13 protein-coding genes are annotated in these 15,709 nt (G+C 63.4%); 4 read left to right on the top strand and 9 right to left on the bottom strand.

The genetic code is table 11. The features are described from left to right. Nucleotides 1-93: 93 nt before the first annotated feature. From AC4P1R_RS22555 to AC4P1R_RS22515, 9 genes are all read right to left on the bottom strand, one after another. A complete protein-coding gene (locus AC4P1R_RS22555; protein WP_069460938.1) occupies nucleotides 94-1,338 on the bottom strand; it encodes a Gfo/Idh/MocA family protein in 1,245 nt (414 codons plus the stop codon). Nucleotides 1,339-1,355: 17 nt separating this feature from the next. Then, nucleotides 1,356-2,372: a LacI family DNA-binding transcriptional regulator gene (locus AC4P1R_RS22550; RefSeq protein ID WP_151612558.1), complete on the bottom strand. Its 1,017-nt coding sequence runs from the start codon at nucleotides 2,370-2,372 to the stop codon at nucleotides 1,356-1,358. Next, a complete protein-coding gene (locus AC4P1R_RS22545; protein WP_492177917.1) occupies nucleotides 2,369-3,325 on the bottom strand; it encodes an ABC transporter permease in 957 nt (318 codons plus the stop codon). The genes AC4P1R_RS22550 and AC4P1R_RS22545 overlap by 4 nt, the downstream gene beginning before the upstream one ends. Then, on the bottom strand, nucleotides 3,322-4,314 hold the full coding sequence (locus AC4P1R_RS22540) for an ABC transporter permease (protein ID WP_492177916.1): 993 nt from the start codon (nucleotides 4,312-4,314) through the stop codon (nucleotides 3,322-3,324). The genes AC4P1R_RS22545 and AC4P1R_RS22540 overlap by 4 nt, the downstream gene beginning before the upstream one ends. After that, nucleotides 4,314-5,819, bottom strand: coding sequence for a sugar ABC transporter ATP-binding protein (locus AC4P1R_RS22535; protein WP_492177915.1), 1,506 nt, complete (start codon nucleotides 5,817-5,819; stop codon nucleotides 4,314-4,316). The genes AC4P1R_RS22540 and AC4P1R_RS22535 overlap by 1 nt, the downstream gene beginning before the upstream one ends. Nucleotides 5,820-5,881: 62 nt before the next feature. Further along, complete coding sequence (locus AC4P1R_RS22530) at nucleotides 5,882-6,904, bottom strand: ABC transporter substrate-binding protein (RefSeq protein ID WP_492177914.1); 1,023 nt, start codon at nucleotides 6,902-6,904, stop codon at nucleotides 5,882-5,884. 105 nt (nucleotides 6,905-7,009) lie between these two features. Further along, complete coding sequence (locus tag AC4P1R_RS22525) at nucleotides 7,010-7,330, bottom strand: c-type cytochrome (RefSeq protein ID WP_492177913.1); 321 nt, start codon at nucleotides 7,328-7,330, stop codon at nucleotides 7,010-7,012. 185 nt (nucleotides 7,331-7,515) lie between these two features. Continuing rightward, nucleotides 7,516-8,577 carry a LacI family DNA-binding transcriptional regulator gene (locus AC4P1R_RS22520; protein ID WP_492177912.1) on the bottom strand — a complete coding sequence of 354 codons (1,062 nt, stop codon included), beginning with the start codon at nucleotides 8,575-8,577 and terminating at the stop codon, nucleotides 7,516-7,518. A gap of 57 nt (nucleotides 8,578-8,634) precedes the next feature. Continuing rightward, nucleotides 8,635-9,570 carry a helix-turn-helix domain-containing protein gene (locus AC4P1R_RS22515; RefSeq protein ID WP_492177911.1) on the bottom strand — a complete coding sequence of 312 codons (936 nt, stop codon included), beginning with the start codon at nucleotides 9,568-9,570 and terminating at the stop codon, nucleotides 8,635-8,637. A 184-nt stretch (nucleotides 9,571-9,754) separates the two neighbouring features. Between AC4P1R_RS22515 and AC4P1R_RS22510 the strand changes: the two genes are divergently transcribed. From AC4P1R_RS22510 to AC4P1R_RS22495, 4 genes are all read left to right on the top strand, one after another. After that, on the top strand, nucleotides 9,755-11,227 hold the full coding sequence (locus AC4P1R_RS22510; protein ID WP_492177910.1) for an alpha-glucosidase/alpha-galactosidase: 1,473 nt from the start codon (nucleotides 9,755-9,757) through the stop codon (nucleotides 11,225-11,227). Between the two features lie 150 nt (nucleotides 11,228-11,377). After that, on the top strand, nucleotides 11,378-13,459 hold the full coding sequence (locus AC4P1R_RS22505) for an ABC transporter substrate-binding protein (protein ID WP_492177909.1): 2,082 nt from the start codon (nucleotides 11,378-11,380) through the stop codon (nucleotides 13,457-13,459). A gap of 107 nt (nucleotides 13,460-13,566) precedes the next feature. Further along, nucleotides 13,567-14,574, top strand: a complete 1,008-nt coding sequence (locus tag AC4P1R_RS22500; RefSeq protein ID WP_069460949.1) for an ABC transporter permease — start codon at nucleotides 13,567-13,569, stop codon at nucleotides 14,572-14,574. Between the two features lie 2 nt (nucleotides 14,575-14,576). Then, nucleotides 14,577-15,701 carry an ABC transporter permease gene (locus AC4P1R_RS22495; protein ID WP_069460950.1) on the top strand — a complete coding sequence of 375 codons (1,125 nt, stop codon included), beginning with the start codon at nucleotides 14,577-14,579 and terminating at the stop codon, nucleotides 15,699-15,701. The last annotated feature ends 8 nt before the right edge of the window (nucleotides 15,702-15,709 follow it).

Genomic DNA, 15,709 nt, shown 5'->3' with positions numbered 1-15,709 from the left:
TGCTCGTTTACATATCCCCGCAATGTAAAACCCGCCGTCCGCCTTTCAGGCTGAAAATGCGCCGTTTCGTCGGCGGCGACCATGGCCGCCGCATCACGCGCCGGTACGCGCCACCAACGGCACGTAATTCTCGAGCTCCGCTGCCGGAAAGTGCAGCGTCGCGCCGATTTCGGCGGAGCGATAGAGTCCCATCAGGATCTCGACCACGGCAAGCCCGTCCTCAAAGGTCTCGATGGGTTTGATCCCTTTGCGGAAACACTCGACCATGTGCCGGTTTTCGTCGGTGTAGCCATAGACGCCCGCCTCGTCTTCGAGTACCGGCATCAGCCCCTGCTCGGCATTCTGTTTTTCGACGAGGTCCTCGCCCTCGGACCCTTGCACGGCTCGCGACAGGAAGATCTTGAGGCCGGCGCCGAGCGAGTTGTATTCGAGTGCATATTCAGGTCCCAACAGCTCGAGCTGGATGCGCAAGCCGGCGCCGACATAAGCCCAGGAGGTCGTCGCCTCGATCATCAGCTCCTGTCCGTTTTCGTCCTCGAGCATGACAGTTGCGCGGGCGAAGTCCTCGGCAGGGCGGTTGCGGTAGTCGACCTCGCCGCCGAAGCGGTGGCGGAGCTGGTCGGCATAGCCAGGCCGCGTCCATTTCAGGTTGGCGACCGTGCCGTTCACCGCCTGGACCTTCAGGGAGTTGCGCGGTGCGCCGGGCGCGGTCAGAAGATGACGCGCCACCTCGACGCTGTGGCACATCATGTCGGAAAGCACGCCGCCGCCCTGTTTGTCGCCCTGCCAGAACCAGGGCTCGTGCGGACCGGAATGCTCCTCCGCCGCCCGCGCCAGATAGGGCCTGCCCGTCGTCGAGACCGCGCGCCGCCAGATGATCTCCTTGCCGCGCTGCACCGGCGTGGCGAATACCTGATTTTCGAGATAGCCGTGATTGAGACCGGCGTCCTCGGCAAGCTGCAGCATTTCCCGGGCTTCCGCGACCGTGCGCGCCAAGGGCTTCTCGCAGGCGACGGCGAAGATCTTGCTGCGTCCCGCCTTGATCTCCCGATGCAGCGCCCGCATGACGTCGATCCGCGTGTAATTCGGAGAGAGAATCCAGATCGCGTCCACGTCGCCGGAGGAGACGAGCGCCTCGAGACTGTCATGAGCGCGGCAGCCTCCGAGCTCGAGCGCCTTCACCGCTTCGGCAAAGCGATTGCGGTTTTCGGGACTGCGGCTATAGACGCCGGTCACCTCGACGTTGCGCACGCCGACCATCGACTTGAGATGGAAGCCGGCGATGAAACCGGTTCCGACAAAACCGACACGCAGCGTCTGCTTCGGTAGCATGGTCATGTCTCCCTCCCAGAATATCAGCGGGGCGGCGCCGTGCTGCTCCTTATGTTCAACGCCGTCGGCAGCACGATCGCATCGTCCGCATCGGTGCGGCCCCCCGACAGGATCTTCAGCAGCAGCTCCATGGCCTTCCGGCCGATCTCGGCGCGCGGCTGGCTGACGGTCGTCAGCGGCGGATAAAAGGCCTTGCTCAGATAGAGATCGTCGAAGCCGACGATGGAAACGTCGCGCGGCACGTCGCATCCCGACCTTCTGAGTTCATGCACGGCGCCATAGGCCATTTCGTCATTGGCGACGAAGAGTGCCGTCGGCGGCTCCGGCAGGGCAATAAGTCGCCGGCACGCTTCCTGCCCGCTTTCGAGCAGGAAATTGCCGCGCACCTCGTAGCCCGCGGGGATATCGAGATCCGCAGCGCGCATGGCAAGGCGATAGCCTTCCCGGCGGTCAAGGCTCATCGGTTCGGGAATGGGGCCGCTGATATGGGCGATCCGCCGATGGCCAAGCGATATCAGGTGCTCCACCGCCGCCCGGGCGGCGCCGACATTGTCGATCTGCACATGCGGCAGCCTCGAGCCCTTGATCATCTCCAGCGCCACCACCACCGGCAGGCGGCTCCAGCCGCCGGCGCGGGTGCCGCCATCGGGCGGCAGCTTGCCGGTCATCAGGATCATGCCGTCGGCATGGCCGTCGCGCAGCATGTGGAAATACTCGGTTTCGCGGGCCGGTTCGTTTTCGGTATTGCCCATCAGCACCGAATAGCCGGCCTCCCGCGCCGTCGCCTCAACGCCCTTCAATACGTCGAGATAGAACGGATTGCCGACATCGCGTACGACGAGCAGCACCGCCATCGACTTGCGGGTCCTCAGATTGCGGGCGCTGACATTCGGGCGATAGTTGAGCTCGCGTGCAAGCTCACGGATACGCTGGCGTGTCTCGGCCGTGACGAGGCTGGAATCGGCAAGCGCGCGCGAGACGGTGGCGACGGAGACACCCGCTTTGACGGCGATGTCCTTGATCTTCGGACGCTCCCTCATGCCCGCATCGCCCGCCCGCGGCCATAGAACGTCATCAACAGGAGAAGCGTCGCCCCGAAGACCATCTGCCGGCCGGACTCGTCGATGTTCACCGTTGTCAGTATCCCCTGCAGGATGACGAGCAGGACCGCGCCGGCCATCGTGCCGGTATAACCGCCTTTGCCGCCGGCGAGCGAGGTGCCCCCGAAGACGACGGCGATGATGGAGGTTAGCGTATATTGCTCGCCGACATTGGCGAATGAGGAGCCGGAATAGCCGAGCAGGCAGAGCCCGGCGAGCGCCGCAAACATGCCGGAGATAACGAAGAGCGCGATGCGCATCGGCCGCACCGGCACGCCGGCCATATGGGCCGCATGCTCGTTCGATCCGATTGCGTAGATGCGGTGGCCGAAGACGGTGCGGTGGAGCATGAAGGCCATCAGCAGCCCGACCGCTATCCAGAGCCAGATGATGCCGGGCAGGCCGAAGACGAGCGGCTGGCTCACGAAGCGCGACAGGGAAGGGGCGGCCTGGCCGGAGGGAATGCCCATGCGGATGACGACCAGCAGCCCTTGCAGCACGCCCAGCATGCCGAGCGTCATGACGAGCGGCGGAATGCGCAGGAGGGTCACGCCGAGCCCGTTCAAGAGGCCGAAGAAGGCGCCGGCGGTGAGGCAGGCGGCGATCGCCGGCAGGATGCCGCTGTCGGCGCCGTTCATGACATTGCCGGCGATGATCGCCGAGAGCGACACGACCCCGCCCACCGAGAGGTCAATGCCCTCGCGCCCGCCGAGAATGACGACGTTCTGGCCCGCCGCGACGATGCCGAGCAGCGCGGCGACGATCAGCAACCGCAGGATCTGCCCGCCACTGGCAAAGCCGGGCGACAGAAGTTGGCCGAGATAGAGAAGCACTACGATCAGCACCAGAGCGACGACGACCGGCTGACGAATAAAGGAAATCACCCGACTCATGACCGCGCCCTCCGACCGGCAAGCACGCCCGCCATCAACACGAGGAGGATGGCGAGCCCTTGCATGAAGTTCTGCCATTCGGACGGCGTGCCCATGAAGAAGACGAGCGAATTGATGAGCCCGATCGTCAGCGCTCCCAGGAGCGAACCGACCACGGTTCCCCAGCCGCCGGCAAGGGCACTGCCGCCGAGCACGACGGCAGCCACGCTGTAAAGCGTCATCTTGCCACCGACGAGCGGATCGCCGCTTGCCGTGTCTCCGGTGATGCAGAAGGCCGCGAGCGCGGCAAAAAGGCCGCAAAGCATGTAGCCCCTGATGCGGATGGACACGACCGGGAGGCCGGTCTGGTAGGCCGCCTGCCGGTCGTCGCCGACGGCAAGCAACTGGGCGGCAAGGCGCGTACGGGCAAGCATGAAAAGGAGCGCGAGCAGCACGGCGAGGATGTAGAAGACGAAAGGCAAATCGAACAGCCGACCGCCATAGGTGCGCCAGAAGAGCGCGGGCGCCGGCGTTCCGGCGACCGGCAGGATATAAAGTGCGAGCCCGGTAAAGAAGATGCTGGTCGCGAAGGTCGCAACGATCGCCTGCAGGCGCAGCACGGCGACGACGAGACCGTTGACAAGGCCGCAGGCAAGGCCGAGCAGCAGGCCGAGCGCCAGCGAAAGCAGAATGGCGCCGGCGCCCCCGCCCCATCGCTCCATCAACACGATGATCGTCACATTGACGAGCGAGAGGATCGACCCGACGGAAAGGTCGATATCGCCGGCATAGACGACATAGGTCTGGGCGATCGAGAGCAGGATCAGCGCCATATAGGTGCTGAGGAGGCCCGTCAGCGCGCGATAGCTGAGGCTTGCGGGCGAGAAGAAGCCGTTCAGAAGAAGAAGTGCCGCGAATATGGCGAGCGCCGGCAGGAAGGGATAGCGCTCGAGCAGCCTGCGGATGCTGCCGACGCGGCGCGACATCGGGCCGGTTGCGATCTCTGCCATTACGCAGCCTCGTAAGCGGCTTGATAGAGATTGTAGCGGGTGCGTTCGGCGCCGGTGAGTTCCCGGCTGACGGACCCACCGTTGAAAACGAGGATGCGGTTGGCGTTGCCGAGAAGTTCGGCATCCTCCGAGGAATAGAGAAGGATGCCGAGGCCCTCGGCCGCCAATTGCCGGATCAATGCGAAAAGATCGGCCTTCGCCGAAAGATCGATGCCTTTGGTCGGGTCGTCGAGCAGCAGCACGTCCGATCGGTCGATCAGCCAGCGGGCGATGATCACCTTCTGCTGGTTGCCGCCCGAAAGCGCGCTGATCGGATCGAAGAGGCTCGCAAACTTCGTATGCATGCTCTGAAGTGCGGGCAGTACCCGATCACGTAGCTTGGACGGGCTCGCGATCATCACGCGATCGCGCAGATAGTGGATCGGTGAGACGTTTTCGATGATGGGGCGGCCGCTGATGACGCCGTCGCGGCTGCGATCGCCCGAGACATAGGCGCAGCCCCGCCGGATCGCCTCGCGCGGGCTCGAAGCCCTGAAGCGCTCGCTGCCGATCCGGATCTCGCCGGAGGTGATCGCGCCGGCGCCGAAAATTGCCCGAAGCAGGGCGGACTGCCCCTGGCCGTGCAAGCCGCCGAATCCCAGGATCTCGCCGCGGCCGACCTCGAAGCTGACATCGCGGAAGCCGGCGCCGGAAAGATTGCGGACCGTCAGCGCGGTTTCCGCCGCGGTGTCGACGGCGGCGGGGACGGAGGATTGCGAGGCCGGCATGTCGCCGGCGCCGCCGACCATCAGCCGGATCACGGTGACGGCATCGGTCTCGTCGAGATTGAGGGTCGTGATCGTCTCGCCGTCGCGGATGATGGTGACGCGGTCACCGATAGCCTTTATCTCGTCCATGCGATGGGAAATGAAAATGATACCGCGTCCGCGGCGCTTGAGATCGCCGAGGATCTCGAAGAAGCGCTCGACCTGGGCGCGGTCGAGCGCCGAAGTCGGTTCGTCGAAGATGAGGAGCGGCGCCTCGCTCGCCAGCGCCTTCATGATCTCGACGAGTTGACGCTGGTCCGGGCGAAGATTGCCGACAAGCACGTCGGCCGCGAATCCTTCGCCGGACACGCCGTCGAACAGCGCTATATAGCGTGCCGCCCGCTCTTTCATCGAAGCCCGGTCGACAAAGAGGCCGCCCCTGACCGGCAGAGCCGCCAGGCAGATGTTCTCCTCGACCGAGCGGTGAGCGGCGAGGCTGAGTTCCTGATAGAAGATGCCGATTCCTTGCGCCCGTGCCGATCGCGGTCCGGTGATTGTGGCAGGCGTGTCGTCGATCAGGATTCTGCCGGCATCCGGCCGAACGCTGCCGGCAATGATCTTGCAAAGCGTGCTCTTGCCGGACCCGTTCGAGCCCATCAGCACATGGACCTCGCCGGCTACGACTTCGAGATCGCCCCGGCGGAGCGCCACGGTAGCGCCGTAAGCCTTGCTCACGCCGTTCAGTTTCAGTTTCGACATGGAAACCCGTCCACCACGGTTCGTCGGCCGAGCGCGAGCAACCGGCCCACGCTCGGAGGACCTCATTTGAAGAGAGCTTCCGCCTCTTCGATCGAAAGCGAGCTCGTATAGGAGTAATAGCCGGGCTTGCCTTCGAGCTGCTTGGCCGCCTCCTCCACATTCTCGCTATCGATGAACGGGATCGGCAGGTAGAGCGCATTGCCGTATTGGCCGGCCTTCGCCGGGTCCTTGAGTTCCTTTCCCTGCAGCATCAGCACCGCGACGTTGAGCGCGCTCGCCATGACACCGGGCGGATTGACGGTCGCGCCGGAGTTCAGCTTCTCCTTTATCCAGAGATCGATGAAGTCCTTGCGGATTTCGCCGGTCGCGGCGATCTGGTCTTTCTTGCCTGCATCCATGATCGACTTCCAGGCACCGGCCGCCATGCCGTCCTGGACGAAAACGCCGTTGATGTCAGGATAGGTGGCAAGGATGTTCTGCATCGCCTGCTGTCCCTGCGCCTGGTCCCAATTGGCATTGACCTCGTTGACGATCTGGATGTCCGGATGATCTTTGAAGACCTGCCGGTAGCCCGCGACACGCATCTCGTTCGCCGGATGGCCGGCGACGCCGTTGATCGCCACCACCTTGCCCTTGCCGTCAAGTGTCTTTGTAAGCCACTCGGCGCCGGCGGCACCCCAGGCGGTCTGGTCGATGCCGACATAGATCGCGTCGGGCGACGAAACCTCGGCGTCCGTCGCGATCACCAGGATGCCGGCTTCCTTCGCCTGAGCAAAGATCGGATCGAAGGCCGTCGGGCTGTTCGGGTTGATGATGATCGCGTCCACGCCCTCCGCGATGAAATTGCGGACATGGGCAATCTGCCCGGGCACGTCGACATTGGCGCTCTGTACGGAGACCTCGACGTCGACGCCGCGCTCCTTCCATTTCTCGGCCGCCGTCTTCGCCTCGTCGATCATCTGGGTGCGCCACTCGCTGCCGACCCAGCCGTTCGAAAGACCGATCTTGAAGGTCTCGGCAAAAGCCGATGCCGAAATCGCCATGGATGCGACCGCACCCATCGCGAAAGCAATAAACCTCTTCATAAGATCCTCCCAACTTATGCGACGCTTATGAAGCCAGAAAATGTAATCGATTTCAACGACGATCTGTCGTTGTGCGCCGGTGCGGCTCAGGCGCTGCTGTCGCGATTATCGCGACTGACGCGCGATATAGGCGACGAGGTCGGCGATCTCCGATCGCGCAAGCGACAGCGGCGGCATGCGGGAATGGGTGGGATCCGTCAGGAACGCGGTGAGCGCGGCGGCGTCGAGCCGCTTCGAACTGCCGATCTCGGCAAAGGTCGGAACCGTGTCCGAGCCTCGGCTTTGACCCGGAGCAACTACGTGACAGCCGGCGCACCAGCGCTCGGCAATCCGCTGGCCATTCGCCCAATCGGCCGCCGCGCTTTGCCCTGCCAAAAGGCCGATGAGAGCCAGCGCCACCGTCACGCATTGAACGCATATGTGCATCGTCGCAACTCCTCGCCATTCGGCCAACGCATGATCTTTCCGATGGTAGCCTGCTTTCGTTTCGGTGCAACCGGGCGCAAGGTCAGTTCGCAACCGCCTCGACCTGGCGGCGGTCGCTTTGCGGGGCCTGCTTGGGTCCGGCGCAGGAGCACGATACATTCCGCCTGGTGCGACACGGAGGCAGCTCAGTTCCGCGCCGCCAGCCGGGTCCCGGTCGTTTCCTCGGTTTCCGGCGGCTGAGCCATGCTGCCGCGCCAGATGATCTCGGTGGCGAGGATCACCTTCTTGGCGACTTCGCGCCCGGAAAGGCGCTCCAGCAGCAGGTCGACCGCGGTTTCGCCGATCAGTTCTGCCGGAATTTTTACCGTGGTCAGCGGCGGAGCAAGGAACTGCGCGACCGGAATGTCGTTGAAGCTGGCCACCGCGACGTCTTCGGGAATTCTGAGCCCCAATTCCCGGATTGCCCTGTAGGCGCCGAGCGCCATGTTGTCGTTGCAGGTGATCAGGAGCGTCGGCGGATTGGGGTTCGACAGCATCGCCTTTGTCAGCATGTAGCCGCTGTCGGGGGTCAGGCGCTCGACCATGCACAGATCCGGATCATAGAGCCCTGCCTTCGTCATCCAGTCGATGAAGGTGCGGCAGCGCCGCTCCGCATGGATATTGTCGGGCCCGTAGAAGGCGTCCACCCAGCCGACGAAGCCGATCCGGCGATAGCCCATGCCATGGGCAGCTTCCAGGAGCCGGGTCATGGCATGGGCGACGTCGCTCAATACGCTGTCGTCCAAGTCTCCGATCGGCGCATAGTCGGCAAAGACGAGGTGGCGGCTATGGCGGCGCAGCCATTCGAGTTCCTCGCCATAATAGTGCCCGACGGCCACCACGCCCGAGGCGCCCTCGAGGATCGTCGCTTCCGGAGCGTTTCCCGTGAGGAAGACCTTGACGACCTCGCTCTTCAAGGCCTGACAGCGGCTTTCGATGCCGAGCCGGACGCCGACGTAATAGGGGTCGGCAAGTTCCTTGGCGGGGTCGAGGAAATGCACGAGCGCGATCTTCAGCCCGGCACCGAGGCTTTGAGCGGCTGCGCGGCTGCGGTTGCGCGGCGTGGCATAATTCAGCGCCTCCGCCGTCTCGATGATCGCCTGACGCTTCTTCGTCGAGATCGAGAGCGTCGGATCGTAGTTCAGGACCCGCGAGACGGTTGCTGATGAAACGCCGACGGCCGCAGCGATTTCCTTGATTGTCACCATTTTTACATTCCCGCGTGCCTATCCTCTTTCGTTTAGTAAAATTTTATCGCCGCGATTTCAATCGCGTGCAGCGGCCAAGGTGGTGACGGATCCGCTTGTTTTTTGTCCATTCGGCGCCACGCTCGCATACATGCCGGTCGTGCGGAACTCGGTGGGGCTGGCGCCGAAGACGCGGCGGAAGACCTTGGCGAAGTAGTTGGGATCCTCGAAGCCGGACAAGATCGCGACCTCCTTGACCGGCAGGTCCGCGGTCTTGGTAAGGAGCTTCACCGCCCGTTGCAGCCGCTTCTGCAGCACGAATTCCGCCGGCGGCATGCCTTCGCTCGCGGCGAAGACGCGGGAGAAATGGGCGCGGCTCAAGCCTGAGACACGGGCCAGTTCCTCGACGGGCAAGGGTTTTTCCAGATTGGCGAGGATGTGGTCGATCACGTGCTGCATCCGGCGATATTCCTCGCTGAGGACGGGGTGCGAGCCGAAGACGTCGTCGTAAAGCGCCATCGCCGCCTCATAGGCGATTGCCGAGGCGCGGCCAGGCGTTTCCGCTCCGGTGATCAGCCGCAGGCTGCAGTCAGAGAGATGCTCGATCGTTTCCGGGTGCAGCCTGACGACGGGGCCAGTGACCGCGAGAATGGCGCGGTGGATGCGCAACGCCTCCTCGCCGTTCATCGAGATCCAGAAGAATTCCCAGCGGCCGCCGTCCTCGAGCCAGTAGCGATGATTGTGCGGCACGAGCAACAGCAGTGTCTCGCCCTCGCGCAGGCGATAGGTACGGTTCTCATAGCGCAGATTGCCGGCGCCGCCGATCGTGTGCTGCAATACCGTGAACGGCGTCTGGCCGCGCTTTCGCCCGTCCCAGTCATAGCCCGCATCGGTCCGGATCTCATAGCCGGTGCTCGTCGGCATGGTGTGCAGGCTCTGCCGTCCCCGCGGGAGTGAAACGGTCCGCATCACCGGCCCTCTATCGATCAATTGCTGCAGCACAGTATTACCCATGAAAGCACAATACCTCTCTAGCGGTGCGACTGATTATACACATAATGGCTGCAGATCACGCAAGGCAACCGGTTTGGCCGGGTTTGGCGGGCGCGGCAGTGCTCGGCGTCTGAAATCAGTTCGATGAATTGATTTTACCCTTTTGGCGCGAGGATCGCGGTCCGCGAGGAGGAACAAGAAGACCATGAGCAGCTTCAAGATCGCCATCATCGGCGCCGGCAGCGTCGGTTTCACCAAGAAGCTCTTTACCGATATTTTGTCCGTGCCGGAGCTCAGGGACGCTGAATTCGCCCTGACGGATCTGAGCGAGCACAATCTCGGTATGATCAAGACGATCCTCGACCGGGTCGTCGAGGCGAACGGGCTGCCGACGCGGGTGACGGCGACGACCGATCGCCGCAAGGCACTCGAGGGCGCACGCTATATCATCAGCTGCGTGCGCGTCGGCGGTCTCGAAGCCTATGCCGACGACATCCGCATTCCGCTGAAATACGGCGTCGACCAATGCGTCGGCGACACGATCTGCGCCGGCGGCATCCTCTATGGCCAGCGCAATATTCCGGTGATCCTCGACTTCTGCAAGGACATCCGCGAGGTTGCCGAGCCGGGCGCGAAATTCCTGAACTACGCCAATCCGATGGCGATGAACACCTGGGCGGCGATCGAATACGGCAAGGTCGACACGGTCGGCCTCTGCCACGGCGTCCAACACGGGGCCGAGCAGATCGCCGAGATCCTCGGCGCCACGGACGGCGAACTCGATTACATCTGCTCCGGCATCAATCACCAGACCTGGTTCATCGATGTGCGGGCGAACGGTCGCAGGATCGGCAAGGATGAGCTCGTCGCCGCCTTCGAGGCGCATCCGGTCTTCTCCAGGCAGGAGAAGCTCCGCATCGACGTGTTGAAGCGCTTCGGCGTCTATTCGACGGAAAGCAACGGCCATCTCTCCGAATATCTTCCTTGGTATCGCAAGCGTCCGGACGAGATCGCCAAATGGATCGACATGTCGGATTGGATCCATGGCGAGACCGGCGGCTATCTGCGCTATTCGACCGAGACCCGCAACTGGTTCGAAACGGAATTTCCGCGCTTCCTCCAGGAGGCGGCCCGGCCGCTGGACACGATCAGGCGCTCGAACGAGCATGCGAGCTATATTCTCGAGGCGCTGGAGACCGGACGCGTCTATCGCGGTCATTTCAACGTCAAGAACAATGGCGTGATCACTAACCTGCCGGCCGATGCGATCATCGAATCCCCGGGCTTCGTTGACCGCTTCGGCATCAACATGGTGTCCGGCATCACGCTGCCGGAAGCCTGTGCGGCCACCTGCATCTCGTCGATCAACGTCCAGCGCATGTCGGTGCATGCGGCGATTGCCGGAGACATCGATCTCCTGAAGCTCGCCGTGCTGCATGATCCGCTGGTGGGCGCGATCTGCACGCCGGAGGAGGTGTGGCAGATGGTCGACGAGATGGTCGTCACCCAGGCGAAATGGCTGCCGCAATATGCGCATGCGGTCGATGCGGCGAAGGAGCGGCTGAGCAAGGCGACGGTCAAGACCCGCGACTGGAAGGGCGCCGCGCGCCGCGATGTGCGCTCGATCGAGGAGATCCGCGCGGAAAAGGAAGCCGCAAAGTTGCGCGCTGCTGGTTAGGTTGTGTGGGCAGAGGGGATAACCCGGCCGCATCCGCACGCGCATCGAAATCACGGCGAGGTCATCTGCGTGAGGAGACGCGGGTGCTCGTGACCAAGGAGGAGTGCCACCCGACCCGGCGTGGCGAATGAGGAGGGAGAACGAGAGACAATGAAAACGTACCGACTGAAGACAGCGGCCAGCCTGCTGATCGGCATTTCCGCCTTTGCGGTGCAGGCCGCTGCATCCGAACCGACCGTCGTGCCGGAACCGCCGCCGTTTCCGGCGCAGGGCGAGATCACCTATGTGCCGCGCGATTCCATTGTGGAATTCAAGGCGCTCTCCGAATATCACGAGCCTGAATGGGTGACGGAGAAATTTGTCAAGTCCGGCAAGCTGCCGCCGGTGGCCGAGCGCCTGCCGAAGGAGCCGATGGTCTTCAAGACCGGCAACATGCCGGACGGTGCCGGCGTCTATGGCGACGTCATGCGCCATGTCATAGGCGGCCGGCCGGAAGGCTGGAACTACAGCGCCGGCCAGACCCAGGGCTGGGGCGGTATCGACATCGGCATGTACGAATGCCTGACGCGCACGGCGCCGCTCTACCAGGTGGAAGCCGAAGACGTCGAGCCGCTCCCGAATCTTGCCAAGAGCTGGGAGTGGTCCGAGGACGGCCATAAGCTCACCATGCACCTGATCGAAGGCGCGAAATGGTCGGACGGCGATCCCTTCGATGCCGAGGACGTGATGTTCTACTGGGACAACAACGTCGTCGATCCAAACGTTTCCCCACTGAACGGCGCGACGCCCGAGACCTTCGGTGAGGGCACGACGCTGAAAGAGATCGATAAGTACACGGTCGAATGGACCTTCAAGGAAGCCTTCCCGCGCCAACACCTCTACGCCATGGCCTACGGCACCTTCTGCCCCGGTCCGTCGCACATCCTCAAGACCAAGCATCCGAAATTCGCCGATACCACCTACGACCAGTACAAGAACGGTTTCCCGCCGGAATATCTGAATATTCCGGTAATGGGGGCATGGGTTCCGGTCGCCTATCGGTCGGACGACATCATCGTGCTCCGCCGCAACCCCTATTACTGGAAGGTCGACGAGGGCGGCAGCCAGCTGCCCTATCTGAACGAGGTCCACTACAAGCTCTCGACCTGGGCGGATCGCGACGTGCAGGCGATCGCCGGATCCGGTGACTTCTCGAACCTGGAGCAGCCGGAGAATTTCGTGGAATCGCTGAAGCGTGCGGCGGATGAATCCGCGCCCGCTCGACTGGCCTTCGGTCCGCGTGTCATCGGCTACAATCTGCGCATGAACTACTCGGCCAATGGCTGGGGCGAGCCGGACGACCGCGCGCAGGCAGTCCGCGAGCTCAATCGCAATCTCGACTTCCGCAAGGCCGTAACCATGGCGGTCGATCGCAAGAAGCTCGGCGAAGCTCTGGTCAAGGGACCCTTCACGGCGATTTACCCGGGTGGGCTCTCCTCCGGTACCAGCTTCTATGACCGGGGCTCGACGGTCTACTATCCCTATGACCTCGAAGGCGCCAAGGCGCTTCTCGAAAAGGTCGGCCTCAAGGACACCGACGGCAACGGTTTCGTCAACTTCCCCGCCGGCACCGCCGGCGGCAGCGACGTGCAGATCGTGATGCTCGTCAACTCCGATTACAATACCGACCGCAACCTTGCGGAAGGCGTCGTCGGGCAGATGGAGCGGTTGGGCCTGAAGGTGGTCCTCAACGCGGTCGACGGCACCAAGCGGGACGCGACGCAATATGCCGGCAACTTCGATTGGCTCGTGCGCCGAAACGACCAGGAATTGACCTCTGTCGTGCAGAACACTACCCAGCTCGCACCGGTCGGTCCGCGCACGAGCTGGCACCACCGCGCGCCGGAAAGCGGCGAGGTCGATCTCCTGCCGCACGAGAAGGAACTCGTCGACATCGTCAACAAATTCATCGCGACCAACGACAATGACGAGCGGGCGGAGCTGATGAAACAGTTCCAGAAAGTGTCGACGACGAATGTCGATACCGTCGGGCTCACCGAATATCCGGGCGCACTGATCATCAACAAGCGCTTCTCGAACATTCCGCCGGGTGCGCCGATCTACATGTTCAACTGGGCGGAAGACACGATCATGCGTGAACGGGTCTTCGTCGCGGCGGACAAGCAGGGCGACTACGAGCTCTATCCGGAACAGCTTCCCGGCAAGCCCGGCGAAGGTGGGCCGATCAACTGAAACTGAACCCAGGCCTCCCGGATTCGAAGCTCCGGGCCGGGAGGCAGCCCTTTCAGTCCGCGGCGATCTTCGCGTCGTCCAGGGAAAACCGACAGAAGGAAACGGCCATGTTCAGATTTCTGCTTGTCCGCGCCGCCTCTGCCATACCCGTGCTGTTCGTCCTGAGCGTGGTGACGTTCGCCATCATCCAGGCGCCGCCCGGAGACTATAGCGACTACATCCGCTCGCAGCTCATCAACCAGGGCGGGGCTTCATTCGAGGCGGCCGACGCCCAGGCGCAGGCCTATCGCAAGGCGCACGGCCTCGACAAGCCGCTGCCGGTTCAGTACGTCAACTGGGTCACCGGCATCCTGACGCGCGGCGATTTCGGCCACAGTCTCTACTACAACAAGCCGGTCGCCGACGTCGTCGGGGAACGCCTGCCGCGCACGCTGGCGCTGGCGCTCGTCTGCCATATCCTGGCCTCCGTCATCGGCATCGGCTTCGGCATCCTTGCCGCCACCCGGCAATATTCCTGGATCGACAGCCTGCTCTCGACCGTCTCCTTCCTCGGCATGACAGTGCCGCGCTTCCTGATGGCGCTGATCATCGTCTACGTCCTGGTGTTCCACTTCAACGTCAGCGACATCAACAGCTTCCATTCCGCCCGCTACGGCGGCGCCCCCTGGTCCTGGGGCAAGTTCGTCGACCTACTGAAGCATGTCTGGCCGGTGATCGCGATCGCGACCTTCGGCGGGCTCGCCTATAACATGCGCGTCATGCGCGGCAACCTGCTCGACACGCTAAACGCGCAATATGTCGAAACGGCCCGCGCCAAGGGATTGAGCGAAGGCGCCGTCGTGATGCGGCACGCCGTTCCCAATGCGCTGCATCCGCTCATCATGTATCAGGGCGTCGTTCTGCCTTACATGCTGACCGGCGAGATCGAGACGGCGATCATCTTCGCGCTGCCGACCGTCGGACCGGCGATCGTCGGGTCCATGTGGGTCGGCGACGTCTATGTGACGGCAACCTTCATGCTGGTCCTCTCGGCAACGCTGATCCTCGGCAACATCATCGCCGACATGATGCTCGCCGCGCTTGACCCGCGCGTGCGCATGGGAGGAGGGGCCTGATCATGACCATCGACGTTCCGACCACGGTTCCAGTGGCGCAGCCGGACGAAAAACAGCACCACGAGAGCTATTCGGCCCTCGTCTGGCGACGCTTGAAGCGTTCCTGGACCGGCATGCTCGGCCTCTTTCTCGTCGGCCTGCTGATCTTTATGGCGGTCTTTGCAGACTTCCTGTCGCCCGTCGATCCGAAGGCGACGGGGGTCGCTTTCGCACCGCCGCAGGCGATCAGCTTCCATGACAAGGACGGCAATTTCGTCCTCCCGCCGAGGACCTATCCGCTCGGCGACACGGACGAACTCGACCCGATCACCTTCCAGCCGATCGTCGGCTTGGACTACGACAATCCGCAGATCCTCGGCTTTTTCGTCAAGGGCGCGCCCTACAAGCTCCTCGGGCTGATCCCGGCCGAGCGCCACCTCTTCGGTACCGTCGACGGGTCGGCGGTGCATTTCCTCGGCACCGACAAGTTCGGCCGCGACGTCCTCTCGCGCATCCTCTACGGGTCGCGCATCTCGCTTATGATCGCGCTGATCGTGGTCTCCATCGTCACTGTGGTCGGCACGACCGTCGGCATGGTGTCGGGCTATTTTGGCGGCCGCTTCGACGCCTGGGTGCAGCGCTTCGTCGAACTCGTGCTCGCCTTTCCGCAGCTGCCGCTCTACCTGGCGCTTGCCTCGCTGATCCCGGTGACCGCGCCGACCAACGTCTTCCTCGCCTTCGTCATCATCGTGATGTCGGCGCTCGGCTGGGCACAGATGTCGCGCGAGGTCCGCGGCAAGACGCTGGCGCTCGCCCGCATCGACTATGTGCGCGCCGCGATCGCGATTGGCGCGACCGATCGGCGCATCATTTTCCAGCACATCTTCCCGAACGTGATGAGCCACGTGATCGTCGCGGTGACGCTGGCGATCCCACAGGTGGTGCTGCTCGAATCCTTCCTCGGCTTCCTGGGCTTCGCCGTGAAGCCGCCGCTCATCTCCTGGGGGCTGATGCTGCAGGATACGGCGACCTATTCGGTCATCGGCTCCTATCCCTGGATCCTTTCGCCCGTCGCCTTCGTGCTCGTCACCGTCTTCGCCTTCAATGCGCTGGGCGATGGGCTCCGCGACGCAATCGACCCCTATTGAGGAGCACG

The organism is Sinorhizobium sp. Y406 (assembly GCF_058732025.1).
Note: the sequence above shows the minus strand (reverse complement) of the source record. Positions and strands in the feature narration are given on the sequence as shown.